At 59.6% G+C, this 26,438-nt stretch carries 25 protein-coding genes and 2 pseudogenes; 3 read left to right on the top strand and 24 right to left on the bottom strand.

The features are described 5' to 3' along the window. Positions 1-318 precede the first annotated feature (318 nt). The 13 genes and pseudogenes from AC4ANK_RS02795 to ubiE form a co-directional block, all read right to left on the bottom strand. The gene (locus AC4ANK_RS02795; protein ID WP_369812043.1) at positions 319-1,194 is read right to left on the bottom strand and encodes a methyl-accepting chemotaxis protein; all 876 of its coding nucleotides are present in this window, start codon (positions 1,192-1,194) and stop codon (positions 319-321) included. Beyond that, positions 1,177-2,346 (bottom strand): annotated as a pseudogene (locus AC4ANK_RS02800) (methyl-accepting chemotaxis protein); the annotation flags it as partial. The gene AC4ANK_RS02795 and the pseudogene AC4ANK_RS02800, both read right to left, overlap by 18 nt. A gap of 118 nt (positions 2,347-2,464) precedes the next feature. After that, complete coding sequence (locus AC4ANK_RS02805) at positions 2,465-3,328, bottom strand: methyl-accepting chemotaxis protein (RefSeq protein WP_445939972.1); 864 nt, start codon at positions 3,326-3,328, stop codon at positions 2,465-2,467. Between the two features lie 39 nt (positions 3,329-3,367). Next, positions 3,368-4,381: pseudogene (locus AC4ANK_RS02810) on the bottom strand (methyl-accepting chemotaxis protein); the annotation flags it as partial. A gap of 88 nt (positions 4,382-4,469) precedes the next feature. After that, a complete protein-coding gene (locus AC4ANK_RS02815; RefSeq protein WP_002551627.1) occupies positions 4,470-5,177 on the bottom strand; it encodes a 16S rRNA (uracil(1498)-N(3))-methyltransferase in 708 nt (235 codons plus the stop codon). Next, complete coding sequence (gene tatC, locus AC4ANK_RS02820) at positions 5,174-5,974, bottom strand: twin-arginine translocase subunit TatC (RefSeq protein ID WP_002551628.1); 801 nt, start codon at positions 5,972-5,974, stop codon at positions 5,174-5,176. Before tatC ends, AC4ANK_RS02815 begins: the two co-directional genes overlap by 4 nt. Further along, a complete protein-coding gene (gene tatB / locus AC4ANK_RS02825; protein WP_002551629.1) occupies positions 5,971-6,432 on the bottom strand; it encodes a Sec-independent protein translocase protein TatB in 462 nt (153 codons plus the stop codon). Before tatB ends, tatC begins: the two co-directional genes overlap by 4 nt. Positions 6,433-6,436: 4 nt before the next feature. Further along, entirely contained in the window at positions 6,437-6,712 is a 276-nt protein-coding gene (locus tag AC4ANK_RS02830) for a twin-arginine translocase TatA/TatE family subunit (protein WP_002551630.1), read from the bottom strand. 44 nt (positions 6,713-6,756) lie between these two features. Continuing rightward, complete coding sequence (locus AC4ANK_RS02835; RefSeq protein ID WP_002551631.1) at positions 6,757-7,089, bottom strand: phosphoribosyl-ATP diphosphatase; 333 nt, start codon at positions 7,087-7,089, stop codon at positions 6,757-6,759. A gap of 2 nt (positions 7,090-7,091) precedes the next feature. Then, a complete protein-coding gene (hisI, locus tag AC4ANK_RS02840; RefSeq protein ID WP_002551632.1) occupies positions 7,092-7,484 on the bottom strand; it encodes a phosphoribosyl-AMP cyclohydrolase in 393 nt (130 codons plus the stop codon). Positions 7,485-7,551: 67 nt separating this feature from the next. Then, positions 7,552-9,171: a ubiquinone biosynthesis regulatory protein kinase UbiB gene (gene ubiB, locus AC4ANK_RS02845; protein ID WP_002551633.1), complete on the bottom strand. Its 1,620-nt coding sequence runs from the start codon at positions 9,169-9,171 to the stop codon at positions 7,552-7,554. Beyond that, a complete protein-coding gene (locus AC4ANK_RS02850) occupies positions 9,168-9,791 on the bottom strand; it encodes a ubiquinone biosynthesis accessory factor UbiJ (RefSeq protein ID WP_031594985.1) in 624 nt (207 codons plus the stop codon). Before AC4ANK_RS02850 ends, ubiB begins: the two co-directional genes overlap by 4 nt. Next, on the bottom strand, positions 9,791-10,561 hold the full coding sequence (gene ubiE / locus AC4ANK_RS02855; protein ID WP_002551635.1) for a bifunctional demethylmenaquinone methyltransferase/2-methoxy-6-polyprenyl-1,4-benzoquinol methylase UbiE: 771 nt from the start codon (positions 10,559-10,561) through the stop codon (positions 9,791-9,793). The genes AC4ANK_RS02850 and ubiE overlap by 1 nt, the downstream gene beginning before the upstream one ends. A gap of 143 nt (positions 10,562-10,704) precedes the next feature. Between ubiE and AC4ANK_RS02860 the strand changes: the two genes are divergently transcribed. Then, positions 10,705-10,983, top strand: coding sequence for a polyhydroxyalkanoic acid system family protein (locus AC4ANK_RS02860; RefSeq protein WP_002551636.1), 279 nt, complete (start codon positions 10,705-10,707; stop codon positions 10,981-10,983). 27 nt (positions 10,984-11,010) lie between these two features. Here the strand turns inward: AC4ANK_RS02860 and AC4ANK_RS02865 are convergent, their stop codons facing one another. Then, a complete protein-coding gene (locus tag AC4ANK_RS02865) occupies positions 11,011-11,760 on the bottom strand; it encodes an IS5 family transposase (RefSeq protein WP_460382697.1) in 750 nt (249 codons plus the stop codon). Positions 11,761-11,940: 180 nt separating this feature from the next. Between AC4ANK_RS02865 and AC4ANK_RS02870 the strand changes: the two genes are divergently transcribed. Then, the gene (locus AC4ANK_RS02870) at positions 11,941-12,414 is read left to right on the top strand and encodes a phasin family protein (protein WP_002551637.1); all 474 of its coding nucleotides are present in this window, start codon (positions 11,941-11,943) and stop codon (positions 12,412-12,414) included. A gap of 10 nt (positions 12,415-12,424) precedes the next feature. Further along, on the top strand, positions 12,425-13,198 hold the full coding sequence (locus AC4ANK_RS02875) for a phasin family protein (RefSeq protein ID WP_002551638.1): 774 nt from the start codon (positions 12,425-12,427) through the stop codon (positions 13,196-13,198). A 233-nt stretch (positions 13,199-13,431) separates the two neighbouring features. On the opposite strand, the gene AC4ANK_RS02880 is transcribed toward AC4ANK_RS02875, so the two are convergent. From AC4ANK_RS02880 to AC4ANK_RS02925, 10 genes are all read right to left on the bottom strand, one after another. Then, positions 13,432-14,046, bottom strand: coding sequence for a TetR/AcrR family transcriptional regulator (locus tag AC4ANK_RS02880; protein WP_002551639.1), 615 nt, complete (start codon positions 14,044-14,046; stop codon positions 13,432-13,434). 66 nt (positions 14,047-14,112) lie between these two features. Beyond that, positions 14,113-15,798, bottom strand: a complete 1,686-nt coding sequence (gene phaC / locus AC4ANK_RS02885; RefSeq protein WP_031594986.1) for a class II poly(R)-hydroxyalkanoic acid synthase — start codon at positions 15,796-15,798, stop codon at positions 14,113-14,115. A gap of 156 nt (positions 15,799-15,954) precedes the next feature. Next, a complete protein-coding gene (phaZ, locus tag AC4ANK_RS02890; protein ID WP_004654231.1) occupies positions 15,955-16,812 on the bottom strand; it encodes a poly(3-hydroxyalkanoate) depolymerase in 858 nt (285 codons plus the stop codon). Positions 16,813-16,875: 63 nt separating this feature from the next. After that, entirely contained in the window at positions 16,876-18,555 is a 1,680-nt protein-coding gene (gene phaC, locus AC4ANK_RS02895; protein ID WP_031594987.1) for a class II poly(R)-hydroxyalkanoic acid synthase, read from the bottom strand. A 313-nt stretch (positions 18,556-18,868) separates the two neighbouring features. Further along, positions 18,869-19,240, bottom strand: coding sequence for a gamma-butyrobetaine hydroxylase family protein (locus tag AC4ANK_RS02900; protein WP_002551642.1), 372 nt, complete (start codon positions 19,238-19,240; stop codon positions 18,869-18,871). Between the two features lie 100 nt (positions 19,241-19,340). Beyond that, entirely contained in the window at positions 19,341-20,678 is a 1,338-nt protein-coding gene (gene hslU / locus AC4ANK_RS02905) for an ATP-dependent protease ATPase subunit HslU (protein WP_002551643.1), read from the bottom strand. 66 nt (positions 20,679-20,744) lie between these two features. Further along, complete coding sequence (gene hslV / locus AC4ANK_RS02910) at positions 20,745-21,275, bottom strand: ATP-dependent protease subunit HslV (RefSeq protein WP_002551644.1); 531 nt, start codon at positions 21,273-21,275, stop codon at positions 20,745-20,747. A 376-nt stretch (positions 21,276-21,651) separates the two neighbouring features. Beyond that, positions 21,652-22,347: an SPOR domain-containing protein gene (locus AC4ANK_RS02915; RefSeq protein ID WP_002551645.1), complete on the bottom strand. Its 696-nt coding sequence runs from the start codon at positions 22,345-22,347 to the stop codon at positions 21,652-21,654. Between the two features lies 1 nt (position 22,348). Continuing rightward, positions 22,349-24,085, bottom strand: coding sequence for an arginine--tRNA ligase (gene argS, locus AC4ANK_RS02920; RefSeq protein WP_460384161.1), 1,737 nt, complete (start codon positions 24,083-24,085; stop codon positions 22,349-22,351). A gap of 97 nt (positions 24,086-24,182) precedes the next feature. After that, positions 24,183-26,402, bottom strand: coding sequence for a primosomal protein N' (locus AC4ANK_RS02925; RefSeq protein WP_002551647.1), 2,220 nt, complete (start codon positions 26,400-26,402; stop codon positions 24,183-24,185). Positions 26,403-26,438 lie beyond the last annotated feature (36 nt).

Genomic DNA, 26,438 nt, shown 5'->3' on the forward strand with positions numbered 1-26,438 from the left:
AGACCGGCATGCCCACGCGGAGCATGGGCACGATAGTGTTATCCCTGACGACGCTCGTTCCTCACGCCCCAGCGTGGGATTGCAGTTCATGACGCTCTGCGTCGTCAGAGGACGCGGAGCGTCCAGACCGGCATGCCCACGCGGAGCATGGGCACGATAGTGTTATCCCTGACGACGCTCGTTCCTCACGCTCCAGCGTGGGAATGCAGTTCACGACGCTCTGCGTCGCAAGAGGATTCGGAGCGTCCAGACCGGCATGCCCGCGCGGAGCATGGGCGCGATAGTGTTAGCCGGGCCGCCTGCTGGTGCAATGGTGGTTCAACTCACCCTGAATTTCCCCACCAGTGTCTGCAAGTGAGTTCCCAGTCTGGCGAGTTCGACGCTGGAGGCTGCGGTTTGCTCGCTGGCGGCGGCGGTCTGTTCGGAGATGTCGCGTACGCTGATGACGTTACGGTTGATCTGTTCGGCGACTACGCTCTGTTCCTCGCTGGCGGTAGCGATCTGTTTGTTCATGTGCTGGATCGTCGCCACGGTGCGGGTGATCTGCTCCAGTGCGCCACCCGCGCGACGGCTCAGCTCAACCGTGTTGTCGGTCAGGGTGCGGCTGTTATCCAGGGTGGTTGCGACTTGTTGGGTGCCGGTTTGCAGGGCGGCGATCAGCTCTTCGATTTCCTCGGTGGACTTTTGCGTGCGTTGCGCCAGACCACGGACTTCATCGGCAACCACCGCGAAGCCGCGCCCGGCCTCTCCCGCGCGGGCTGCCTCGATGGCCGCATTGAGGGCCAACAGGTTGGTCTGCTGTGAAACAGACTTGATCACATCCAGAACGCCAACGATCTTGTTGCTTTCCTGCTTGAGCGCGCTCATCGACTGCGTGGAGTTCAGCACCTCGAGAGCCAGCTGCTCGATCTGACTGATCGCCTGCCCGACCACTTCATCGCCACTGCGCGCCTGTTGATCCGCCTGAGCGGCCGCCTGCGACGCTTCCTGCGCATTGCGCGCGACTTCCTGCACGGTTGCGGCCATTTCATTCATGGCCGTGGCCACCTGATCGGTTTCGTCTTTCTGACTGGTGACCCCGATGCAGGTCTGCCTGGTCACTGCTGACAACTGCTCGGCTGCGCTGGCGATCTGCGATACGCCCTCGCTGATGCCGCCAACCAGTTCGCGCAGGCTGATGGTCATGGTCTGCATGCTGCGTTGCAACTGACCCATTTCGTCACGGCGTGTAACCGATATGTCCCGACTCAGGTCGCCCTGGGCGATGCGTGCTGCGGCCCCCAGAGTCTGCTGCAACGGCACGGTGATCTGCCGGGTCATGATCCAGGCGGCAAGCAATCCGATCAGCAATGCCAGGCCTGCAACACTGCTCAGCATGGCGCTGGAGTTGGCCGCCTCGCTGTCACGCTGGGCAGTCTGCAGGCGGTTCAGCGCCGCGACGGAGTCCAGCAGCGTTTCGCCAAGACCTTCCATGATTTCCTGATCCGCTTCGGCCTTGGTCTGTATCTGCTTGAACTCGCCAAGCCGTTCCCGATAACTCTGCAAGGCGGCGGTCGCCGGGGTCAGGCCCTGAAGGCTTTCATTGCCCTGATCCTGAGCGATCTGCCCGATCTCCTTGAGCGCTTCGTCGATGGCCGCAATGGCCGCGTGCTCATCCGCGTCGCGGGTGGTGAAGGTATACGCCTGCACCTGATAACGAGCGGTCTGCACCTGCTGCCTCAGTTGGGAAATGTTGGTGAACTCCTCCATCCGCTCGCTGCTGTCCTGTTCCTGGCTGACGCTTTTGAGTACCTCTACCTCAACCTGCGCGATGGCCTGCAAGGCCTGTTCGGACGTCTGCTCCAGGCGCGCGCGTATCTGGTTGCGGGTTTGTCGGTTGGTGCGAACGTCCGCGAAGGTCTTTTCCAGCCTGTTCAGCATCTCGAACTGGCCGTTTAGCAGCTTGATGGTTGCCTCCTCCTCACTCTGTGTGTGCAGCAGGGTGAGTTGGGCTTTCATTTCATTGAGCTTTTCTGTGACCAGCGCGGTGCTCTCCGGCGTTTTTTCGACGCGGTCGGTGATTCGCTCGGCGCGTAGGTCTTTGGTCAGACCGTTGAGCTGGGCGATGTCCGAGAGCGACTCGGAGCGGTCGATCATGGTGTACAGACCATGCCAGCCGGTCAGTGTGATGATCAGCGTCAATAACAGCACCAGGCCGAAACCCAGGGACAGCTTGAATCTGACGTTCATGTTGCCGAGCGCGTGATTGATCAGTCGGAACATAGGAATCTCCTGCAATGAGCGAACAAAAGCATGTTCCGGGCGAGTCAGAACATGCGTTGTGAGCGCATCGGCGTGGTGATTCATTGCGTGACCTGAGAAGGTCGTAGGATATTTCCGAGCACGAAGGAGGGGTGAACGGTGTCACGTTTTTACGGGAAAAGAAGCCCGCGCTCAGTGCTGGCGCGGGCTGGATGCTGCCAGGTCAGACAGTAAAGCGACTCACCAGCAATTGAAGATGGTTGCCAAGTCTTGCCAGTTCGACACTGGACGCCGCGGTCTCTTCGCTGGCCGCAGACGTCTGTTCGGACACATCGCGGACATTGATGATGCTGCGGTTGATCTCTTCGGCGGTGGCGCTCTGTTCTTCGGCGGCGGCGGCGATCTGCTGATTCATCGCCTGGATCGCCGAGACGGTTTTGGTGATGCTTTCCAGCGATCCTCCGGCCCGACGTGTCAGTTCCACGCTGCTGGTGCTCAGCTCGCGACTGCTGTCCATGACGTTTGTGGCCTGCTGTGTGCCGCTTTGCAGGCCGGCAATCAGTGCTTCGATCTCTTCGGTGGATTTCTGCGTGCGCTGCGCCAGACTGCGCACCTCATCGGCAACCACAGCAAAGCCCCGGCCGGCCTCACCGGCGCGGGCTGCCTCGATAGCGGCGTTCAAGGCCAGCAGGTTGGTCTGTTCGGCGACTGATTTGATGACGTCCAGCACGCTGCCGATCTTGTCGCTTTCCTGTTTCAGCGCGCCCATCGCTTCGCTGGAGTTGCCCACCGCGGAGGCAAGACGTTCGATTTGCGCAATGGCCTCGTTGACCACTCGTTCGCCATCACGGGCCTGACGGTCTGCCGCCACTGCTGCTTGCGAGGCTTCCTCGGCGTTGCGCGCAACCTCCTGAACCGTTGCCGTCATTTCATGCATGGCGGTGGCGACCTGATCGGTTTCGACCTTCTGGCTGTTGACTCCGGCGCTGGTCTGCTCTGTGACCGCTGACAGCTCTTCCGCCGCGCTGGCGATCTGGGTGACGCCATCGCGAATCCCGCCGACCAGCTCACGCAGGCTCACCGTCATACGTTGAATCGTGGCCTGCAGTTTGCCCAGTTCGTCCTTGCGATCAACCTTGAGGTTGCGACTCAGGTCGCCCGAAGCCACCCGCTCCACTACTTCGAGGGTCTCCTGCAACGGGGTGGTGATCTGGCGAGTGATGACCCACGCCGCGAGAATGCTCAGCACCAGCGCCAACGCCGTAGCGGCAGCGATCATCGTGACCGACTTGGCGCTGTCTGCGTCACGGCTCTTGTTCTGCCGGATGATCAGGTCGTTGCTGGTGTCGAGCATGCTGACGCCCAGTGTGGTCATTTTTTCCAGCGCGGCCTTGGAGGCGGCCTGGGCATCGCGGTATTTGCCTACAGCCGCGCGGTAGCCATTCAGCCCGGCAATGGCCTGCTGCAGCATGGGCGAATAATCGGAGGAAATATCGCCAGCCAGCGTATTGATTCCGGTCACTGCGTCATCGATGGCCTTATTGGCGTCCTTTTCGAAATCGGGACGGCCGCTGTAGGTGTAACCACGTACCTGAAAACGCGCCTGCTGAATCAGCTTGCTGACGCCGACGATGCCATTGAAGGCCAGAATGTTGTCTGCCTTGAGCAGCTCGGCTTCGATCCTGTCGGCCTGATCCACCGCCTTGTCGGCGTTTTCGCCCATCTGGCTGCGGCTCGCTTCGCGGGTTTCGATTGCCTTGCTCATGTCCTCAAACGACTGGCGATAGTCGCGGGTGGCCTGAGTCTGGGCATCCAGCAATTGCAGGTTCTCGGGGGATCGCAGCAGGTTCCTGGCGCTTTGCAGCGCGGCGTCCAGTTGATCGAGCGTACTTCTGACCTGCGCTGCGGTCTCTGCGTTGTACAGCGCCTCGTAGCTCATACGGTTGATGCGCAACTGAAGGGTCAGCTCATTGACCTGCGCAATCGCAGTAACACGGTCCCCTCGATCGATCAGAGCCTGATTGCTGAACCAGCCGGTGGCCGAAATCATCAGCGTCATCAACAGCACCAGGCCAAAGCCGATCGCCAATTTCAGGCTGACACTCGCATTGGCGAGGCTTTTGGATAACCCACGAGACATGATCACTCCTTGACGTCTTTTGCTCTAAGTATGCAATTGCATCGGCCAGTTATCGGTTAACTGAAGCGATTGAGTCGACACTGACAGCTTAGAACAAGCGGGCGAGAAGGGCCGTTACAGCGGTTTCGACGCGCAGGATACGTTCGCCCAATTGCACAGGCTGCAAACCCGACTGACGCAACAGATCGATTTCGTAGGGTATCCAGCCCCCTTCAGGGCCGATGGCCAGCGTGACTTGCTCTGTGACCGCACGAGGGCAGGCGGGGAAATCACCGGGATGGCCAACCAGGCCCAGTGTGTCGAGCGCGATCTGTGGCAAGCGATCTTCAACGAAAGGCTTGAAGCGCTTTTCGATCACAATCTCAGGCAGCACCGAATCGCGCGCCTGTTCCAGGCCCAGAATCAGTTGCTCGCGGATGGCTTCAGGCTCTAGAAACGGCGTCTGCCAGAAGCTTTTTTCTACCCGGTAGCTGTTCAGCAGGATGACTTTCGGCACGCCCATGGTCGCGACGGTCTGAAACACCCGGCGTAACATCTTGGGGCGTGGCAACGCCAGCAGCAGGGTAAGCGGCAGTTTTGTCGGCGGAGCACTCTGCAGTTCGACACGCAGCTCTGCCTCATGGGGTTCAAGGCGCAGCAGTTCGGCATTGCCCAGCAGGCCATTAATGCGGCCGACGCGCAGACTGTCGCCGACCTCTGCACGATGCACCTCCTGCATGTGCTTCAGACGGCGGTCACGCAGGACCACCCGGTCAGCCGCAATGAAATCGGCTTCCTCAAGCAACAGCAGGTTCACGGTGTGGTCGCGGGCGGCTGATCCTGCTTGTCAGCGTCCTCGGCCTGATCGTCCGGATGTTCACCACGCTTCTTGATCATCGAACTGCACAGCACGCCCAGCTCGAACAGCAGCCACATCGGTACTGCCAACAGCGTCTGCGAGAAGATGTCCGGCGGCGTCAGGATCATGCCGACCACGAAGCAGCCGATGATCACGTAAGGACGGATCTTCTTCAGGTACTTGACGTCGACAATACCGATCCACACCAGCAGCACCACGGCCACCGGGATTTCGAAGGCCACGCCAAAGGCGAAGAACAACGTCATCACGAAGTCCAGATAACTGGCGATGTCGGTCATCATCGACACGCCTTCCGGTGTAACGCTGGCGAAGAAGTGGAAAATCAGCGGGAAGACCAAAAAGTACGCGAAGGCCATGCCTGCGTAGAACAGGATGATGCTCGACACCAGCAGTGGCACTGCAACGCGCTTCTCGTGCTTATACAAGCCCGGCGCGATAAAGCCCCAGATCTGGTGCAGGATGACCGGCATGGACAGAAACAGCGCGACCATCATGGTCAGCTTGAACGGCGTGATGAACGGCGAGGCCACGTCGGTGGCGATCATTGTCGCGCCTTCAGGCAGATAGACGCGCAGCGGCGCCGAGACCAATGTGTAGATCTTCTGCGTGAAGTAGAACAGACCGGCAAAAATCAGGAACACTGCCGCAACACAACGCAACAGACGTGTACGCAACTCGGTGAGGTGCGAGATCAGCGGCATTTGCTGATCGTTTTCCGGGGTATCAGCGCTCATGGGGCTCGCGGTGGCAATGACGAATCGTGGACGGGAGGCGTCGGGACCGGTGTATCGGCATCGACTGGCTTCGCGGTTTTCTCCAGCGATAGCGCGGGTTTTGGTGCCGCAGGCTCCGCTGGGCCGAGGGTGTTGTGACCGGTGTTGGCGGCGTCGGGCTGCACCGAGGCCGGCTGCGGGCTAACCGGCTCGTAGGTGGTCTCGGGGTGCTGATTCTGCGCGAACATTTTGCGCGCTTCGTCTTCCAGCGAAATAATGTGCTCGTTGTGCAGCTGCCGACGAATTTCGTCGGCCCCGATTTCACGTTCAACTTCCTGTTTGATCGCATTGAAGCTGCGCTTCAACCGGCCGATCCATAAGCCTGCGGTGCGTGCCGCACCCGGCAGGCGCTCTGGGCCCAGTACCAGCAAGGCAACCAGGCCGACAAGCAGCAGTTCAGAGAAGCTGATACCGAACATGGGCTTAAACCTGGTCTTTGCGGATCGGCTCGTCGACTTTGTGCGCCTGCGCGTCGATGGTATGCGGCTGATTCAATGGCGAACCCTGAGGGGCAGCCTGTGCCTGCTGTGGCTGAGGTGCAGGCTGTTCTGCTGGCTTGTCATCGTCATTCATCGCCTTGCGAAAGCCCTTGATCGATTCGCCGACGTCGCTGCCCAGACCCTTGAGTTTCTTGGTCCCGAAAACCAGTACCACGACGATCAGGATGACGATCCAGTGTTTCCAGTCAAAAATACCCATGAAACAGTCCTCGTAAAAGATTTCAAGCTTGAAAGGGGTGAGCGTTATTCTGCCGTGCGAGCGGCTTTTTCCGCGTGGCCGGACAGGCCGAATCGGCGGTCCAGTTCATCGAGCACGGCTTGTGGGTGCTGACCCAGCGCCGCGAGCATCACCATGCTATGAAACCACAGGTCAGCGGTTTCATAGATCACGTCGCTGCAATCTCCGCTGACTGCAGCGTCCTTGGCAGCGATGATGGTCTCGATCGATTCTTCACCGAGCTTTTCCAGAATCTTGTTCAGGCCCTTGTGATACAGGCTGGCGACGTAGGAACTGTCGGCAGCGGCGTCCTTGCGTGATTCCAGCACCTCGGCCAGACGGGACAACGTATCAGTCATGTTCAGTGGCCTGCTGAGTAAATAGCGTCAGGATCTTTCAAAACCGGGTCGACGGTCTTCCAGCCTGAGTTTTCATACACTCGGTAAAAGCAACTTTCGCGGCCGGTGTGGCACGCGATACCGCCGATCTGCTCGACCATCAGGATAATGACATCGGCATCACAGTCCAGGCGCAGTTCGTGCAGCTTTTGCACATGACCTGATTCTTCACCTTTACGCCAGAGTTTGCCACGCGAACGCGACCAATAGATGGCACGATTCTCCGACGCCGTCAGGCTCAGGGCTTCGCGGTTCATCCAGGCCATCATCAATACTCGACCGGTCTTGTGATCCTGAGCAATTGCAGGCACCAGACCGTCGCTGTTCCAGTGAATCTCGTCCAGCCAGTCTTTCATATCTCCTCCGGCAGCCGGCGTTCATGCCCGGCGGATTGAACAGTGTGCCAGCGCCATCCGCTGCTGGCTATCGGCGAACGATCAGATACAGCCCGGCGATGAGCATGATCGCCGCCGGCCACGCGGTGAGCGTCAGCAACTGGGTAGCGGCCTCGCTCATCACCCAGTACTGTATCGCGCCGCCGACCAGCAATGCCGCGCCGATCAGCCGCAGGACCGGCTCGTCCTTGCGATCGTGCCACGGGCGCGGCGGATCCGAGGCGTGCGGGCGGGACATGCGCTCCAGCAGGTCACGGGTCATGCCCGCGATGTGCGGCAGTTGCTCGACCTGTGATTGCAGATTGCCCAGCAGGGTCTTCGGGCTGACCCGTTCACGCATCCAGCGCTCCAGATAAGGCTGCGCGGTGCTCCACAGGTCCAGATCAGGGTACAACTGACGACCCAAGCCTTCGATGTTGAGCAGGGTCTTTTGCAGCAGAACCAGTTGCGGCTGGACTTCCATATTGAAGCGGCGCGCGGTCTGGAACAGACGCATCAGCACCTGGCCGAAGGAAATATCCTTGAGCGGCTTCTCGAAAATCGGCTCACAGACCGTGCGGATGGCCGCTTCGAATTCATTGAGCTTGGTCTCTGCCGGCACCCAGCCCGAATCGATGTGCAGTTGCGCAACGCGACGATAATCTCGTTTGAAAAAGGCAAACAGGTTACGCGCCAGATAATCCTGATCTTCCGGGGTCAGACTGCCGACGATACCGCAGTCGATGGCAATGTACTTCGGCGCCCACGGGTTGACCGTGCTGACGAAAATGTTGCCGGGGTGCATGTCGGCGTGGAAGAAACTGTCGCGAAATATCTGCGTGAAGAAAATCTCCACACCGCGCTCGGCGAGCAGTTTCATATCGGTGCGCTGATCGGCCAGCGCGGCCAGATCGGTTACCTGAAGCCCGTAGATGCGCTCCATGACCAGCACTTTCGGGCGGCACCAGTCCCAGTAGACTTGTGGCACGTAAAGCAGGTCGGAGCCTTCGAAATTGCGCCGCAACTGGCTGGCGTTGGCCGCTTCACGCAGCAGGTCGAGTTCGTCGTAGATGGTCTTTTCATAATCCATCACCACCTGCACCGGGTGGAGCAGGCGGGCATCGGCGGAGACGCGCTCGGCGGTGCGGGCGAGAATGAACAGCCACGCCAGATCCTGGCCGATGATCGGCTTGAGGCCGGGGCGTACCACCTTGACCACGACTTCTTCGCCGGTCTTCAGGCAGGCGGCATGCACCTGAGCGACCGAAGCGGATGCCAAAGGCTTCTCGTCAAAGCGGCTGAACACGTCACAGATGCGCGCGCCGAGCTGTTCTTCGATCAGCTTGATCGCCAGTTGCTGATCGAACGGCGGCACGCGGTCCTGCAGCAGCATCAGTTCGTCGGCGATGTCTTCGGGCAGCAAGTCGCGCCGGGTAGACAGCAGTTGCCCGAACTTGATGAAAATCGGCCCCAGGTCCTGCAATGCCAGACGAAAGCGTACACCACGGCTCAGCTCGGATTTACGCCGCGGCAGCCAGCGCCAGGGCAGCACGAAACGCACCGCGAGCATCCACCAGGGCAGGGGCAGGGCGAACAACAGGTCATCAAGGCGATAGCGGATAACGACACGTTGAATGCGAAACAAACGGCGGACGGCAAGCAGCTTCATGCGTTATCGCTGGTATTGAGGGAGTGGGCGAGGCGGGCAAAGCGCGCCTCGAGACGGTCCAGATCGAGTTTGATCTGATCGAGTTCGGCGAATCGTGCTTCAGCTTCGTGCTTACCCACCAGCGTACGCGATTCTTCGCTGAGGTAGTCGGCAACGTTCTGGCTGAGGCTGGTGAAACTTTCACGTGTCCAGCGTCCACTGTTGCGCAGTCGGCTGCTGAACAACTGACTGGCCACCGGGCCGACCCAGTTGGACAGTTCGTGTTCCCAGTCCAGTTCCAGATCCTGAAGAATGCCGACCAGTTCCAGCAGTACGCCACTGTCACCGTCCAGCTCGACGTCGGGGCCATGCAGCACAGCGGTCTTGTCCTTGCTCAGGGCCAGACGCAGCAGGCTGGAGACTGGGGCACGCAAGGTGCAGTCGGCGTCGGCAGCCCAGTCTGCGGCCAGCAGCAGACCTTCGTCACTGGGCAGGATAAAGATTTTCAGGGACGGATCGCGACAGTCCACGGCAATGACATGCCCGGACAAGCGCGCCATACGCGGTAGCGCGGTGCTGTCCAGGCGCAACACGCGATTGATGCCGTGCTCGATACTGGCGAGCAGCCCCCGAAGCAACATCAGGGTTTGATACCGCGATGCAAGGCCACGACGCCCGCCGTCATGTTGTGGTAGGTCACGCGGTCAAAACCGGCTTCCACCATCATCGACTTGAGGGTTTCCTGGTTGGGGTGCATGCGGATCGATTCGGCCAGATAGCGATAGCTTTCCGAGTCATTGGTGACCAGCTTGCCCATCAGCGGCATGAACGCGAACGAGTAGGCGTCATAGGCCTTGGACATGAGCTTGTTGGTCGGCTTGGAAAACTCCAGCACCAGCAGGCGTCCACCGGGCTTGAGCACGCGCAGCATGGAACGCAGAGCGTCTTCCTTGTGCGTCACGTTGCGCAGACCGAAGGCGATGGTCACGCAGTCGAAATGGTTGTCCGGGAAGGGCAGTTTCTCGGCGTCGGCCTGGACAAACTCGACGTTGCCCGACACGCCAAGGTCCAGCAGGCGGTCACGGCCGACCTTGAGCATGGAGGCGTTGATGTCTGCCAGCACGACCTGCCCGGTCGGACCGACCAGATTAGAGAACTTGCGAGTCAGATCGCCCGTGCCGCCCGCAATGTCGAGCACACGATTGCCGGTACGGACGCCCGAAAGCTCGATTGCAAAACGCTTCCACAGACGATGCATGCCACCGGACAGCAGGTCGTTCATCAGGTCGTACTTGGCTGCAACCGAATGGAAAACCTCAGCGACTTTTTCTGCCTTCTGGCTTTCCGGTACATTTTTGTAACCGAAGTGAGTCGTAGGTTCGGCATCGCTGCCTTTGCGCTGATCGTTCATATCGCTTCACCGGAATAGAGTGCGGGTCATTCTAATCGCCAGGGCCGGCTTTGTCTTGACAAGGCTCACCGGCAACGCTTTCTTGGATGCAGGCGGCTGTATATAGTTGCGCCGCATTTCATCTGATCATCAAGGAAGCCTGCATGGCCAAGATAACCGTTGAACGCCCGCACGCACTGGGCCGGGAAAAGGCTCGCGAGAGGGCCGAGCAACTGGTCGAGAAGCTTTCCGACAAATACGGACTGGCCCACGAATGGGCAGGCGATACCGTAAAACTGGAAGGCAAGGGGGCCAAGGGCAAGGTTGAAGTCGAAGACGCGTTGATCCGTATCAACATCGAGCTGAACTTCATCCTGTCGGCCATGAGCGGCTCCATCAAGACTGAAGTCGAGCGCGTCCTGGATAAAGCACTGGCCGCCTGAGCATTCGCCCTAGGGTCTGTTCCCGTTTCACATTGGCAGCCACAGAAAAGCGCAGGCCATTGCTATGACGCTTTCATAGTTTCTCTTGAGTTTGTCGAACCGAGAAGCCGCCGCCCGGAAATGCTTCAACCGGGCAAAGGCGTTTTCTACGAGATGTCGATTGCGATATAACCCTTTGTCCAGATCTGCGTTCCCTTTCAGAGAATTGCGCTTTCGTGGAATCACCACTTTGCTGCCTTGCTGCTCGACCTGAGCGCGTATCGCTTCAGTGTCGTAGCCCTTGTCCGCAATGATCACTTCTGCATTGGGCATCTTGGCAATCAACGAGGCCGCCTGCGAACAATCATTGGTCTGGCCTCCGGTCACGTCAAATGCAATGGGCAGCCCACAAGCGTCTACAGCCAGGTGAATCTTGCTGGTGTTACCGGCTCGGCTTTTTCCGATGGCCTGGTCCTGCGTGCTGGCAGCACCTGCACTGTGCTGATGAGCCTTTACATAGCTGCCATCAATGAAAACCCACTCCATGTCAGGATCGGTCATCAGCACCTCAAGCACCTTGACCCACTTGCCTGAAGCAGACCAGGCATTGAACCGCTTGTAGACCTTGCTCCAGTTTCCAAACGCTTTCGGCAGGTCTCGCCAAGGGCAACCCACACGCATGCGGTACAGCATGCCTTCAACCGTGGTGCGCAAATCTCGCTTGTTGTAGATCGATTCGTGCAGCAAAATTTCTCGAAGCTTCGGCCAGTGCTCATCACTGAGCATTAATCGGGGCATTGCAGGCTCGTATTGGTGTTGTGTGAGAACTCCAACAATACGGGCCTGTTCTCATAGAGATCAATGGGTTACGTCGAAACGGGAACAGACCCTAGGGTGAGCATTCTAATTTTTCTCCGTAACGTTGTGCTTATGCCCATAGCTGGGCGGTTCCTTCAACTTTCGAGCATGAGGTGCACCATGGCCAGAGCGAACACGAAGAAAAACATCCAAGACCAGCAATTCTCCACGCTTTCCGACGTCAGGCTGTATGCCCGCAAGATCTGGCTGGCCGGTCTGGGGGCCTATTCCAGGGTCAACGAGGAAGGCACACAGTACGTCAGGGACTTGATCAGGACTGGCGAGCAGGCCGAAAAGGAAGTCGTCAAAACGGTCGATGAAAAGCGTCTTGCGGCCAACAGCGAAATCGACTCGATCAAGGGCGAAGTGTCTTACGCCAAAGGTCGTGTCGAGGCGCAACTCGGCAGAATCGAGAGTGCTTTCGACCGTCGCGTCGCAAAAGCCTTGAACCGCATCGCAATCCCGTCTAAACATGATGTTGACACGCTATCTGCCAAGCTCGACGAGCTGACGGCATTGCTTGAACGTGTCGTGCCTAAAAAGCTTGAACGCTCCGGGTCGAAACGATTCGAACGTTCAGAGTCTGGACAATAAGGAGAGCAGGATGGCTGGCAAGAAAAAAACCGACAAAGACGGCAGCTCATGGATTGGTGAGGTCGAGAAATACTCTCGCCAGATCTGGCTGGCGGGCCTGGGCGCTTATTCCAAGATAAGCAATGACGGCAGCAAGCTTTTCGAGACACTGGTCAAAGACGGCGAGAAAGCCGAGAAGCAGACCAAGGTCGAGGCGCAGAAGCAGTTGGATGAGGTCAAGGACACCGCCAAGACCGCGAAATCGCGGGTCGGTGATGTGAAAGACCTTGCGGTGGGTAAATGGAATGAGCTGGAAGGGGCCTTCGACAAGCGCCTGAACAGTGCCATTTCGCGTTTGGGCGTGCCGAGCCGCAATGAAGTTCAGGCGCTGCACAGCAAGGTCGACCAACTGACCCGGCAGATCGAGCTGTTGACGGGTGAGAAAGCCAAACCGGTCGCTTCGCGTGCTGCTGCGGCTAAACCTGCACCGAAAACTGCGGCAAAACCTTTGGTCAAGGCTGCGGCTAAAACCGTCGCCAAAACAGCGGATAAAACGGCGCAGAAAACCGCAGCGGCCAAGCCAGCAGTCAAGAAAGCTGCGGCCAAACCGGTCGATGCAGCCAGCAAGGCCGCTGCTGTCACCGCCAGCAAGGCCAAGACGGTTGCCAAACCGGCCACGGCGAAGAAACCAGCAGCCAGAAAACCGGCTGCCAAGCCTGCCGCCAAGCCCGCTGCATCGGCGGCTCCGGCAACCGGTTCGGCCCCCGCTGCATCAGCACCGGCAACACCCGCCAGCCAGTCCTGACAGACAGCTGCAACATCGAAGCCCGGCCTGCCAAGCAGTCCGGGCTTTTTTGATATCCCGAACACCGCCTGTGCCAATGCTTCTGGCCGGAGGCCGTGGGAGCGAACTTGTTCGCGAAGGGGCCTGCACATTCCGCGAATATGTATCGCCTGAACCACCGACTTCGCGAACAAGCTCGCTCCCACAAGGGGTTGCGTTCAGCCTGCCGATGCGTTTTCTTATCGTGCCCAGGTTTACCTACCCAGATACTCCATCGCCAACTGTTCGGCAGCCTGCCTCGAGGTGGGCAGCAGGTGTGGGGTCACGAGCATCATGATCTGGTAGACCACCACCCGCACATCACCCTCGCGGCCCAGAATGCGTTGGTAATCCAGCGAAAACAGCAGGTTCATGGTGATCTGTTCCACAAGTTGCCCCAACGCTTGGGTTTCGCTGACCAGTTGCCCCCGCGATTTCAAACGGGCCAGCAGTGACGCGAGAGTTTTCTTGATCGAGTTGAGCAGGTTGCGAATGCCGCGGGCCAGCTTTGGCAACCTTCCGGCGAGGTTGGACAGGTCTTGAAACAGGAAACGATAGTGCGATAACCGCTCGACAATCAGGTGCAGAAACATCCAGTAGTCTTCGGCCTCAAGCCTGGCATCCGAAGGCGGATCGAGCAGGGGTGCCAGCTCTGCCTGGAACCGCTCGAAAAGACTCAGAATCAACGGCTCCTTGCCATGAAAGTGGTAATACAGATTGCCGGGGCTGATACCCATTTCATTGGCAATTTCCAGCGTAGAAACGTTCGGCTCGCCCTGCTGGTTGAACAACGTCAAGGCACATTCAAGGATACGGTCGCGGGTTTTCATCCAGTCTTCTTGTTCAAGAGTCAAAGGGCCGGCTTTGCCTGATCGGGCAGGGCGCAATCCAGCGTTTCAGCGCACATGCACATAAGTCCCGGGCGCAGCCTCCATTGGCGGGTAAGTGGCGTTGCCCATCTCCGTCCTGGTGTCGTGCTCGGCCCCGGAATGCTCCTGAATCCACTTCAACCAGTTCGGCCACCAGCTGCCATCATGATGCTGCGCGTCGTAGTACCAGGCGCGCGGGTCGCTGCTCAGCTTGCTGTTCTCGACATAGTTGGCTTTCGGGTTGCCCGGCGGGTTGAGAATGCTCTGCACATGGCCGCTGTTGGACAGCACGAAGCGCCGCTCGCCGCCCAATAGCAGCGTAGAGCGGTACACCGCGTCCCATGGCGTGATGTGGTCGTTGATGCCAGCGATGCTGAAACTGTCCACCGTGACTTTCTGCAGGTCGATGGGGGTCCCGCAGACCTCCAGGCCACCCGGATGGCTGAGCGGGTTGTGCTTGAAGAAGTCCAGCAGATCGCCGTGCAACGCAGCGGGTAGGCGTGTGGTGTCGTTGTTCCAGTAAAGAATGTCGAACGGCGGTGGCGATTTGCCCAGCAGGTAATTGTTGATCCAGTAAGTCCAGATCAGGTCATTGGGGCGCATCCAGGAAAACACCCGATTCATCTCGCTGCCCTCCAGCACGCCGCGCTGATAGGAGCGGCGCTTTGCAGCTTCAAGCGTTTGCTCGTCGATAAACAGCGTGGCGGGGCTTTCGATCTGGCTGTCCAGCAGGCTGACCATATAGGTTGCGCTGGCCACGCGGCGTGTCTGTCGCTTGGCCTGCAAGTGACCCAGCAACGCGGCAACGGTCAGACCGCCCGCGCAGGCGCCCACCAGATTGACCTCGCGTGCTGCGCTAATCGCCCGGCAGATATTCATCGCCTGCTCGGTCGCTTCGACATAACTGGACAGCCCCCACTCCCGATGGCGGATATCCGGGTTGCGCCAGCTGATGACAAAGGTCTGCAGGCCGTTCTTGAGGGCATATTGCACAAAGCTGTTGGTTGGGCTGAGGTCGAAGATGTAGAACTTGTTGATCTGCGGCGGCACGATCAGGACCGGTCGGCTGAACTGCTTTTCGCTCATCGGTCGATACTGGATCAGCTCGAACATTTCGTTGCGAAACACCACCGCACCGGGCGTGGTCGCTACGGTTCGGCCTACCTCAAAAGCGTCTTTGGTGGTCTGGCTGGGTAGCCCGCTGTTGTGCAACAGATCATCGGCCATGTGGCTCAGGCCCTTGATCAGGCTGGTACCACCCGAGTTGAACAGCTCTTTGACGGCCTGCGGGTTGAGCAGCGTATTGGAAGGGGCCAGCGCATCGTTGATCAGTGTGAACAGAAAGTGCGCGCGCGCCCGGTCTTCTGTGGACATATCGCTGTCATCGATCCACTGTCTGACCTGATGCTGGCAACTGAGATACACCTGCAGGCCCCGGCGATAAAGCGGGTTGAGGCTCCAGGTCGGGTCGGCGAAGCGGGGGTCTTTGGGGTTGTGCGGATAGGGTGTTTCGCCCAGCACCACCACCCGCCCCAACTGCTTGCCCAGCGCCAGAGCATGGCGAGCGCTACGAAACGGGTGCCGCAAACCCTGGGCTGCGACGTTGCGCAAGGTAGAAAACAGGTCTCGCCCGCGCAGGCCGGTGATGGCGCTCTGCGCGTTGATGAAGTTTGTGGGTGCAGCGCTGGCAACCTTCGCCGATTTTTCTTGCATGAGGGCAACACTCCTTCGTCAGGCAACTCATGGGTTGGCGCCAGTCCGCTTGCGAAGGGGCTGGCGTCGTTCTGCGCGGTTGAAACTCCAGTGTGTTGCGCAGTGGGTGACGTTGTTTCTCTCGGGCTGTTCACATTAACGGGCGTGCTGGCGCTATCAGCGCGTTCTGGGCGGCGTTGGCTGCGGGTGCATGACTGCGCGCTGCCGTTCCTGTTGCAGAAAACCCATGATGATCGGTGCCACGGCTTCGGCACGCGTGATCAGGAACAAATGCCCGTCATCGATGATGTGTAGCTGGGCATTGGGTATTCGCCAGGCCAACAGGCGCATATTCACCAGCGGAATCAGCGGGTCGTCATCACCGGCCAGAACCAGGGTCGGCTGGTGAACCTTGTGCAGCCAGTGAATGCTGGTCCAGCCCATGCCCGCGAACAATTGCCAGTAATAGCCCAGCTTGCCGGACGAGCGCACCTTGGCAGCATGATTGGCCGCCAGATTGGGGTCACGTCGAAACGCCCCGCCATAGATCTCCGGCGCGATACGGATCACATGCGACGGCTGAATGTAGCGACGCGGGCTGGCCATCAACCACAGCACCCGAGGCTTGCCCGGCACCATCGCCATGCCTGCCGACGTGGCGGCCAGCACCAGTTTCTTGCAGCGCTCCGGGTAGTCATGAGCGAACTGCTGGGCCAGCGCCCCGCCCCACGAAACACCGATCGCATTGACCTGCCCGTAGTTGAGGTAATCGAGCATGCGCGCTGCGAGCTTGGCCAGCCCCGGAAAGCGATAAGGCCGATTGGGTGTCGACGAACCACCGACCCCCGGCACATCGAACGCGATGACTTCCAGGTCCGGATCCAGTGCTTCGACAAACGGGAACACCAGCTCCAGGTTGGCCCCGATGCCGTTGAATATCAGCAGTGGTGTCAGGTGGCTCTTGCCTGGGCGCACGGCCGTACGAATTGTGTGTCCGTTCAGGTCGATGGAGCGAAAAACAAACGGTTGCGGCATGCGCTAAGCCCTGTTGATTTAACCGCCGGGAACGCACCCCGGTTTTTTTCAAGACTGACGGGTCTAACGCTCGTGAACATAGGTTCCAGGCGCTGCCTCGGCTGCCGGATAGGCTTTGTTGCCGAGCCCGGCAGGCGCATTTTTCAACTTGCCCGAGCGCGTGGCCAGCCATTCTTGCCAGTGTAGCCACCAGGAATCGGTGTGCTTGGTCGCGTTTTCCTGCCAGGCCGCCGGGTCTGCTGGCAACTCGTCGTGAGTCATGTAACGCGACTTGGGGTTGCCCGGCGGGTTGAGGATGCTCTGGATATGGCCGCTGCTGGACAGTACAAACTCGGTCTTGCCACCAAACAGCCGTGCTGATTTGTAGCATGAGGCCCACGGCGTGATGTGGTCATTGGTGCCAGCCAGGCAGAACACGTCGGCCGTTACCTGCTTGAGGTCGATCGGCGTGCCGCAGACTTCCAGCGCGTTGGCGCGGGTCAGCGGGTTGTTTTTGAACATTTCGATCAGGTCGCCGTGAAAGGCGGCGGGCAGGCGTGTGGTGTCGTTGTTCCAGAACAGAATGTCGAAGACGGGCGGCTCGTTGCCCAGCAGGTAATTGTTGACCCAGTAATTCCAGATCAGGTCGTTAGGGCGCATCCAGGCAAAAACCTTGGCCATGTCACGACCTTCCAGCACGCCCGCCTGATAGGAGTGGCGCTTGGCGGTTTCCAAAGTCTGCTCGTCGACGAACAGCGCGACCTCGGTATCCAGCGTTGTATCGAGCACGCTGACCAGCAGGGTCATGGCGTTGACTTTCTTTTCGCCCAAGGCTGCGTAGTGGCCCAGCAGCGCCGTGCAGGTAATGCCGCCGGAGCAGGCACCCAGCATGTTGAGGTCTTTGCTGCCGGTGATCGCCAGCACCACATCGACCGCTTCCTTGAGCGCCTCGATATAGGTCGACAGCCCCCATTCGCGTTGCGCCTTGGTCGGGTTGCGCCAACTGATGATGAAGGTCTGCACGTTACTGCGCAGGCAGAAGCGCGCCAGGCTTTTTTCCGGGCTCAGGTCGAAGACATAGAATTTGTTGATCTGCGGTGGGATCACCAACAGCGGTCGCTCGTGAACCTGCTCGGTAATCGGTTTGTACTGGATCAGTTCCAGTACGTCATTGCGAAACACCACGGCCCCCTCAGTGGTGCCCAGGTTTTTGCCAACCTCAAACGCGTCCATGTTGACCTGGCTAGGCATTCCGCCGTTGTTCACCAGGTCCTTGGCCAAGTGCGACAGACCATCGAGCAGGCTTTTACCGCCGGTTTCAAAGAACCGTTTCACGGCGGCCGGGTTAGCGGCAGAGTTGGTCGGTGACATGGCCTCGGTCATGAGGTTGATCACAAAGTGCGCGCGACTGATGTCTTGCGGGGTGAGATCGCTGCCACCGATCCAGTCATGCAGTTCCTTGCGCCAGGCGAGGTAAGTCTGCAGGTAACGGCGATACAGCGGGTTCTGGCTCCAGGCCGGATCAGCGAAGCGGCGGTCATCCGGTGTTGGCTGCAAGGCAGATTTGCCGAAGATCACGTTGCCGAGTTCGACGCTCAGGTGTGCGACGTGCTTGATGCTGTGGATCGGTTGTTTGAAAGCCTGACGCAAAACCATCCGTGCAGTGCTCAGTAAATCCTTGCGCCGCAGGCCAACGACCGGGTTGAGGCCCAGGGTGTGCTCGGAAGCCTGGCGCTGCAGGTCATCGTCTTTCGCGTTACTCATCTACGACGCTCCATTGTCTTGATGCGAACACTGACATTCCTTGCCCGTGAACCAGTGACACAGGCGGTTAGCCAGCACTACTGCTCGTGTAACTCATGCCTTGCAGGCTGTTTCTCGCATCGACTTCGATGCAGGGAACTTGCCAAGGTTATTGGTTACGCGAGATTTCAAAAAATCGCAAGCAGCGTCAGCCACTCATTGGCCGCTGCACGGAACATTGAAACAAAAACGATTAGAAAGCGCGTCCTAAAACGGCGAGCGGTGAGGCTGCACGGTTTTGAATGTTCTGTGAGGATCGCGCGGGCGGGCGGGATCAGAGCATCAGCTTGATGACTTGCTCGGAGGGATCGCGGGATTTGCCGGCTTTTTTCAGCTCTTGCAGATAGTCCTCCCAGAGGGACTCCTGGCGTCTTGCCAGCTCGTACAGGTACTCCCAGGTGAACAGTCCTGAGTCGTGGCCATCATCAAAGGTCAATTTCAGTGCATATTGCCCAGCCGGCTCGACCTTGCTCAGACCGACGCCCAGTTTGCCGAATTGCAGGATCGGCCTGCCATGGCCCTGAACCTCGGCAGAAGGGGAATGCACGCGCAGAAATTCGGCGGGCAGATGATATTCCTCATCCGGCGCGTACTTCAGCGTCAGGGTTTTGGAAGCTTTGTGCAGCTGGATGGCGGTGGGGAGCATTGAAAGCAGCCTCAAGGAATAGCAGCTACAAGCTACAGGCAGAAGCAAAAAAGCTGCAAGAGGAGAACCTCTTGCAGCTTGTAGCTAACCGCTTGCAGCTTTAAAGGATATACCGCGAGAGGTCCTCGTTTTCGGCCAGATCGCCCAAGTGGCTGTTGACGTATTCTGCATCGATTTCAATCGGTGCTGCGTCAGGGCTGATAGCCAGATCGCCAGCGCTGAACGAGACTTCCTCAAGCAGACGCTCAAGCAGCGTGTGCAGGCGACGGGCACCGATGTTCTCGGTTTTCTCGTTGACCTGCCAGGCAATCTCGGCAAGACGCTTGATGCCTTCAGGCTTGAACTCGATCTTCAGGCCTTCGGTCTTGAGCAGCTCGCGATACTGTTCGGTCAACGACGCATGTGGCTCGCTGAGAATGCGTTCGAAGTCCTGCGGCGACAGCGCCTTGAGTTCAACGCGGATCGGCAGACGACCTTGCAGCTCGGGGACCAGATCACTTGGCTTGCTCAAATGGAACGCACCAGATGCAATGAACAGGATGTGGTCAGTCTTGACCATGCCCAGTTTGGTATTCACGGTGCAGCCTTCAATCAGCGGCAGCAGGTCGCGCTGTACGCCTTCGCGGGACACATCGACACCGCCCGAATTACCGCGCTTGGCAACCTTGTCGATCTCGTCGATGAACACAATGCCGTGTTGCTCGACGGCTTCCAGCGCCTTGGCCTTCAACTCTTCGTCATTGACCAGACGGCCCGCTTCTTCTTCGCGTACCAGCTTGAGCGCGTCCTTGACCTTGAGTTTGCGGCTCTTGGTCTTGCCTTTGCCCATGTTGGCAAACAGGCTCTGCAGCTGATTGGTCATTTCTTCCATGCCGGGTGGCGCGGAGATATCCACACCTACGGCTTCGTTGATCTCGATCTCGATTTCCTTGTCGTCCAGCTGGCCTTCGCGCAAACGCTTGCGGAACAGCTGACGGGTGTTGGAATCATTGCTTTGCGCAGGGTCTTCATTGAAACCGACACGCGCAGGCGGCAACAGGGCATCGAGAATACGGTCTTCGGCCGCGTCTTCGGCGCGATGACGGACCTTGATGATCTCCTGTTCACGCAGAAGCTTGATAGCCGCATCGGCCAGGTCGCGGATGATCGACTCGACATCACGACCTACATAGCCCACTTCGGTGAACTTGGTCGCTTCAACCTTGATGAACGGCGCATTGGCAAGCTTGGCCAGGCGACGGGCGATTTCGGTCTTGCCGACACCGGTCGGGCCGATCATCAGAATGTTCTTGGGCGTCACTTCAACGCGCAGCTCTTCAGGCAGCTGCATGCGGCGCCAGCGATTGCGCAGGGCAATGGCGACGGCGCGCTTGGCATCGTCCTGGCCGATGATATGGCGGTTAAGTTCGTGGACGATTTCGCGGGGAGTCATGGACATGGTAATTCACGGTCCTCTGGTACGGTCAAGCCGAAGGGGCCGCAGACTGTGCGGCCCGGCAAGGGCTTAGCCGACGAGGTCCTGCTCCTCAATGGTGATGTTGTGGTTGGTGAACACGCAAATGTCGCCAGCGATATGCAACGAGGTCTCGGCGATTTCGCGTGCCGACAGGTCGGTCTTGAGCAGCAGGGCGCGTGCGGCGGCCTGAGCAAATGCGCCGCCGGAGCCCATGGCGATCAGGCCGTCCTCGGGCTCGACCACATCGCCGTTGCCGGTGATGATCAGCGAGGCGTCCTTGTTGGCGACGGCCAGCATTGCTTCAAGACGGCTCAGCGAGCGATCGGTACGCCAGTCCTTGGCCAGCTCGACAGCTGCACGAACCAGATGGCCCTGGTGTTTTTCCAGCTGGGCTTCAAAGCGTTCGAACAGCGTGAATGCATCGGCGGTTGCGCCAGCGAACCCGGCGATTACTTCGCCGTGATAAAGACGGCGCACCTTCTTGGCGTTGCCTTTCATGACGGTGTTGCCCAGAGAAACCTGGCCGTCGCCAGCCATGACGACTTTACCGTGGCGGCGCACTGAAACGATGGTGGTCAAGGTAGAGTCTCCACACTGCGGGGCGAAAATGCCCTGATGCAAACTCATATGGGGGTGTGGGTGAGTATTTCAACCTTGGGGGTAAATCGGGGGGAAATGATCGTATGATTCTTGTCCCAACCCTTTAAGCGGACCGGACGACGCTTCGTTTGTCCGCGATCTCCCTGCTTTTGTGGGAGCGGACTTGTCCGCGACGGGCTGCGAAGCGGCCCCAGAATAGGCTGCCTCGGCTGCGCCTGATAAACCGATGCGGCTGGTTTTGCTGCCGGTTCCCGGCAGATCGCGGACAAGTCCGCTCCTACGACGAGCGGGCAGAAGCTCCGTTCTTTGTACTCATCGAAACATCGCGATGAGCACGGAAACAGAGGGGCTTTGACTAACGGCTCTGACGCTGTTGCAACAACAGGTTACTAAATCCACCGCTTGCCAGTTGTTTCTGGGCGGTGGTCAGTTGTTCGCGGTTGCTGAACGGGCCGACCAGTACGCGGTACCAGGTTTCATCTTTCACAGTGCCTGACTCGACGGTAGACGTCTGGCCCAGCAGGATGATCTGCGCGCGGACTTTCTCGGCGTCAGCCTGTTTGCGGAACGAGCCCGCCTGCAGGAAGAACGTCGTGACTGCTGCCGGCTTGGTCGTGGCAACCGGTGGCGCTGGCGGAGGCGTCAAGCCGCTGAGGGCTGCCTGGGCACGTGCCGTGTCGATCTTGGCTGCCTGCTCCGGCGAGACCGGTGCTGTGGGTGCCACAGGCGGCGGGGTCTTCTCCGGCACGGCTTCGTTCGGCACGATCACTTCCGATTCCGGCAGCAATGTGTAGAAGTCGTACTTCGGCTTGACCGGAGCCGTCGGGCTCGGTGGTGTTTTATTCGCCTCGGCGATCTTCGCGGCCTTGGCGTCCGCCTTGACCCGCTTGACGTCTTCGCCGCCCGGTTCAAGCTTCATCAGAAAGACCACGAACGCGCCCACGGTCAAGCCAATCGCCAGCCACAACCATCCTGGAATCGGCTTCTTCGCGGGTGCCTGATAACGGCTGGCGCCCCGCTTGGGTGCCGGTTTCTTCTTCGCAACTGCCAACTTACATACGCTCCAGAGTTTCCAGACCCAACAGGTCCAGGCCTTGCTTGAGGGTGCGGCCGGTCAGGGCAGCCAGACGCAGACGGCTTTGCTGCTGATCGGGATTTTCCGCACCAAGGATCGGGCAGTTTTCGTAAAAGCTCGAAAACAGACCCGCAAGGTCATACAGGTAAGCACAAAGTACGTGCGGTGTGCCTTTTTCTGCGACGTTGTTCAGTGTTTCGGTGAATTGCGCCAGACGTGCGGCCAGTTCCTGTTCCTGCGGCGCTGCGAGGACAATCTGGCCCTTGCTGGCGTCAAACGCGCTGCCCAGCTTGCGGAACACGCCCGCCACACGGGTGTAGGCGTACAGCAGGTAGGGCGCGGTGTTGCCCTCGAAACTGAGCATCTGATCGAAGTTGAAGCTGTAATCGCTGGCGCGGTGCTTGGACAGGTCGGCGTATTTCACCGCACTGATGCCCACGGCCTTGGCAATGCTGCGCAATTCTGCTTCAGCGACTTCCGGATTCTTTTCCTTCACCAGCGTGTATGCACGTTCTTCGGCTTCATCGAGCAGGTCGATGAGTTTGACCGTGCCGCCGTCGCGGGTCTTGAACGGGCGGCCATCGGCGCCGTTCATGGTGCCAAAACCCATGTGTTCCAGCTGCATGCCGTCGTGGACGAAACCGGCGCGGCGAGCGACTTCGAACACCTGCTGGAAGTGCAGGGCCTGACGCTGGTCGACGAAATACAGCACGCGGTCAGCCTTGAGCACTTTGCTGCGGTAGCGGATGGCGGCCAGATCGGTGGTGGCGTACAGGTAGCCGCCACCGGCCTTCTGCACGATCACCGGCAGAGGCGTGTCATCGGCGGTACGGAATTCTTCGAGGAACACACATTGCGCGCCGTTGCTCTCGACCAGCAGGCCAGTGGCTTTCAGATCGTTGACCACGTTGGCCAGGTCATCGTTGTAGGCACTTTCGCCCATCACATCTGCCGGGGTCAGCTTGACGTTGAGGCGCTCGTAGGTTTCCTGGCAGTGCGACAGCGAGATGTCCTTGAAGCGTGTCCACAGGGCCAGACACTCGGCATCGCCTGCCTGCAACTTGACCACCAGGCCTCGCGCCCGCTCGGCGAACTCTTCGGATTCGTCAAAGCGCTGCTTGGCGGCGCGGTAGAAGTTTTCCAGGTCGGACAGCTCGTCGCTGGTCGCCGGTTTTTCCTGTAGATAGGCCAGCAGCATGCCGAACTGGGTGCCCCAGTCGCCCACATGGTTCTGGCGAATGACTGTGTCGCCTAAAAACGTCAGAACGTTCGCCACGCCGTCGCCAATAATGGTCGAGCGCAAATGGCCAACGTGCATTTCCTTGGCCAGATTCGGTGCCGACAGATCGACGACCACGCGCTGTACAGCGCCCGCCTTGCGGACTGACAGGTGCGCGTCGGCCAGTGCAGCGTCGAGGCGTGCGGCCAGCGCCGCAGTGTTCTGGAAGAAGTTCAGAAAGCCCGGGCCGGCAATTTCGACCTTGCTGACCTGCTCGTCGGCAGGCAGGGCGGCGATCAGCTTTTCAGCCAGGTCCCGCGGCTTCATCCCGGCAGGCTTGGCGAGCATCATCGCGATATTGCTGGCGAAGTCGCCGTGCGTCTTGTCGCGGGCGTTTTCCACCTGAATCGCCGACGTCAGCCCTTCTGGCAAGACGCCCTCGGTGACGAGACGGGTCAGGGCTTGTTGAACCAGCTGGCGAATGGTGTCTTTCATTGTGCTCTCTTCGACCGCAAGCGCGGTGGCGCTTTGATGCGCGGGTGGAAAAACTCTGCATTATCCGTTGCTCAAGCCTGCTTGCCAACGGCGTGGCTTAATAAAGATCCACCGGGTCCACATCCAGCGACCATCTGACCTGTCGTCCGCTGGGCATTTGCTCCAGCGCGAGCAACCAAGTGGCAAGCAATTTGTGCAGTGGCGCGCGTGCGCTGGACTGCACCAGCAGTTGCGCACGATAACGCCCGGCGCGGCGTTCCATCGGTGCCGGAACCGGGCCCAGCAGCTCGATGCCGCCCAGGCCCATTTGCGCAACCAGTTGCTCGGCGTCACTGCAGGCTTGATCGAGAAAGGCCTCGGCCTGTCCCGGCTTGTGCGCTTCGGCGCGCAGCAGTGCGAGGTGTGAAAACGGTGGCAGACCCGCCGAACGGCGCTCGCTCAAGGCCTGTTCGGCAAAGGCGAAATAACCCTGCTCGGTCAGCTGGATCAGCAGTGGATGGTCGGCCAGGTGGGTCTGGATGATCACCTTGCCCGGCTCTTCCGCGCGGCCGGCACGACCTGCAACCTGCACGATCAACTGCGCCATGCGCTCGCTGGCCCGGAAGTCACCGGAAAACAGCCCGCCGTCGGCATCCAGGATCGACACCAGCGTTACCCGTGGGAAGTGATGCCCTTTGGCGAGCATTTGCGTACCCACCAGAATGCAGGGCTGGCCGCGCTGGATGGTCGCGAATAACTGATTCATGGCGTCCTTGCGCGAGGTGCTGTCGCGATCCACGCGCAGCACGGGAAAGTCCGGAAACAGGATCGCCAGGCGCTCTTCGGCACGTTCGGTGCCCGCGCCTACCGGGCGCAAATCCACCTTGCCGCAGGACGGGCACTGGCGCGGTACACGTTCGACATACCCGCAGTGATGGCAGCGTAGCTCGCCCGAGCGCTGGTGCACGGTCATGCGCGCATCACAGCGCTGGCAGCCAGACATCCAGCCGCAGTCGTGGCACAACAAGGTGGGTGCGAAGCCGCGACGGTTGAGGAAGACCAGCACCTGCTGACCTGCCGCAAGCGTCTGGCCGATAGCCTGCTGCATCGGCCCGGAAATGCCGCTGTCCAGTGGCCTGCTTTTGACGTCCAGGCGCATGAAACGCGGCTGTTGCGCACCGCCTGCACGCTGGTTCAGGCGTAACAGGCCGTAGCGGCCGGTGTAGGCGTTGTGCAGGCTTTCCAGGGACGGGGTGGCCGAGCCCAGGACAATCGGAATGTTTTCCTGACGCGCCCGCACCAGGGCCAGATCACGGGCGTGATAGCGCAGACCTTCCTGCTGTTTATAGGAGCCGTCGTGTTCTTCGTCGATGATGATCAGGCCGGGGTTCTTCATCGGCGTGAACAGTGCCGAGCGCGTGCCGATAATAATGTCGGCTTCGCCATCGCGAGCCGCCAGCCAGGCATCCAGTCGTTCGCGGTCGTTGACTGCCGAATGCAGCAGCGCGATGCGGGCATTGAAGCGCTGTTCGAAACGCGTCAGGGTTTGTGGCCCCAGGTTGATTTCCGGAATCAGCACCAGCGCCTGTTTGCCGGCCTCAAGCGTTTCGCGGATCAGTTGCAGATAGACTTCAGTCTTGCCACTGCCAGTGACGCCAGCCAGCAAAAACGCATGAAAGCTGTCGAACCCGGCACGGATGGCTTCGTAGGCAGCGCGTTGCTCGGTGTTGAGCGGCAATTCAGGCTGGGCCAGCCAGTGTTCATGGCGTGCGCTGGGTGCGTGGCTGCGAACCTCGACATACACCAGCTCCTTGGCCAGCAGCAGGTTGAGGCTGTCTTTATTAAGCATCAGCTTGCTCAGCAACTGATGCGCCACGCCATGCGGGTGCTGGGCGAGGGTGGTCAGCGCTTCGCGTTGCTTGGGCGCTCGCGCGATGCGCGGGTCGCCGACGCTGGCGCCCGGTGCAACGTGCCAGAAGCGTTCCTGGCGACTTTCGGCCAGTTCGCCCTGACGCAGCAACACCGGCAAGGCCCAGCTCAGCGTGTCGCCCAGGCTGTGCTGATAATACTGCGAGGTCCACAGGCACAGCTTGAACAGCGCGGGCGGCAATGGCGCTTCGCTGTCGAGCAGGGCGATGGCCGGTTTGAGCTTGTCGGCAGGCACTTCGCTGTGATCGACCACTTCCACCAGAATGCCGATCATTTCCCGTCGCCCGAATGGCACCCGCAGACGCATGCCAGGCTGCAAGGCGCTACGCGACACGCCCGCAGGAGCGCGGTAGTCGAACAGGCGGCGAAGCGGCGAGGGCAGGGCAAGGCGCAGGATGGCGTCGGGCACGCGGTGTTTCCCTGTGATGATGAGTGATGACGGAGG

Source organism: Pseudomonas sp. Pmew2 (assembly GCF_058129885.1).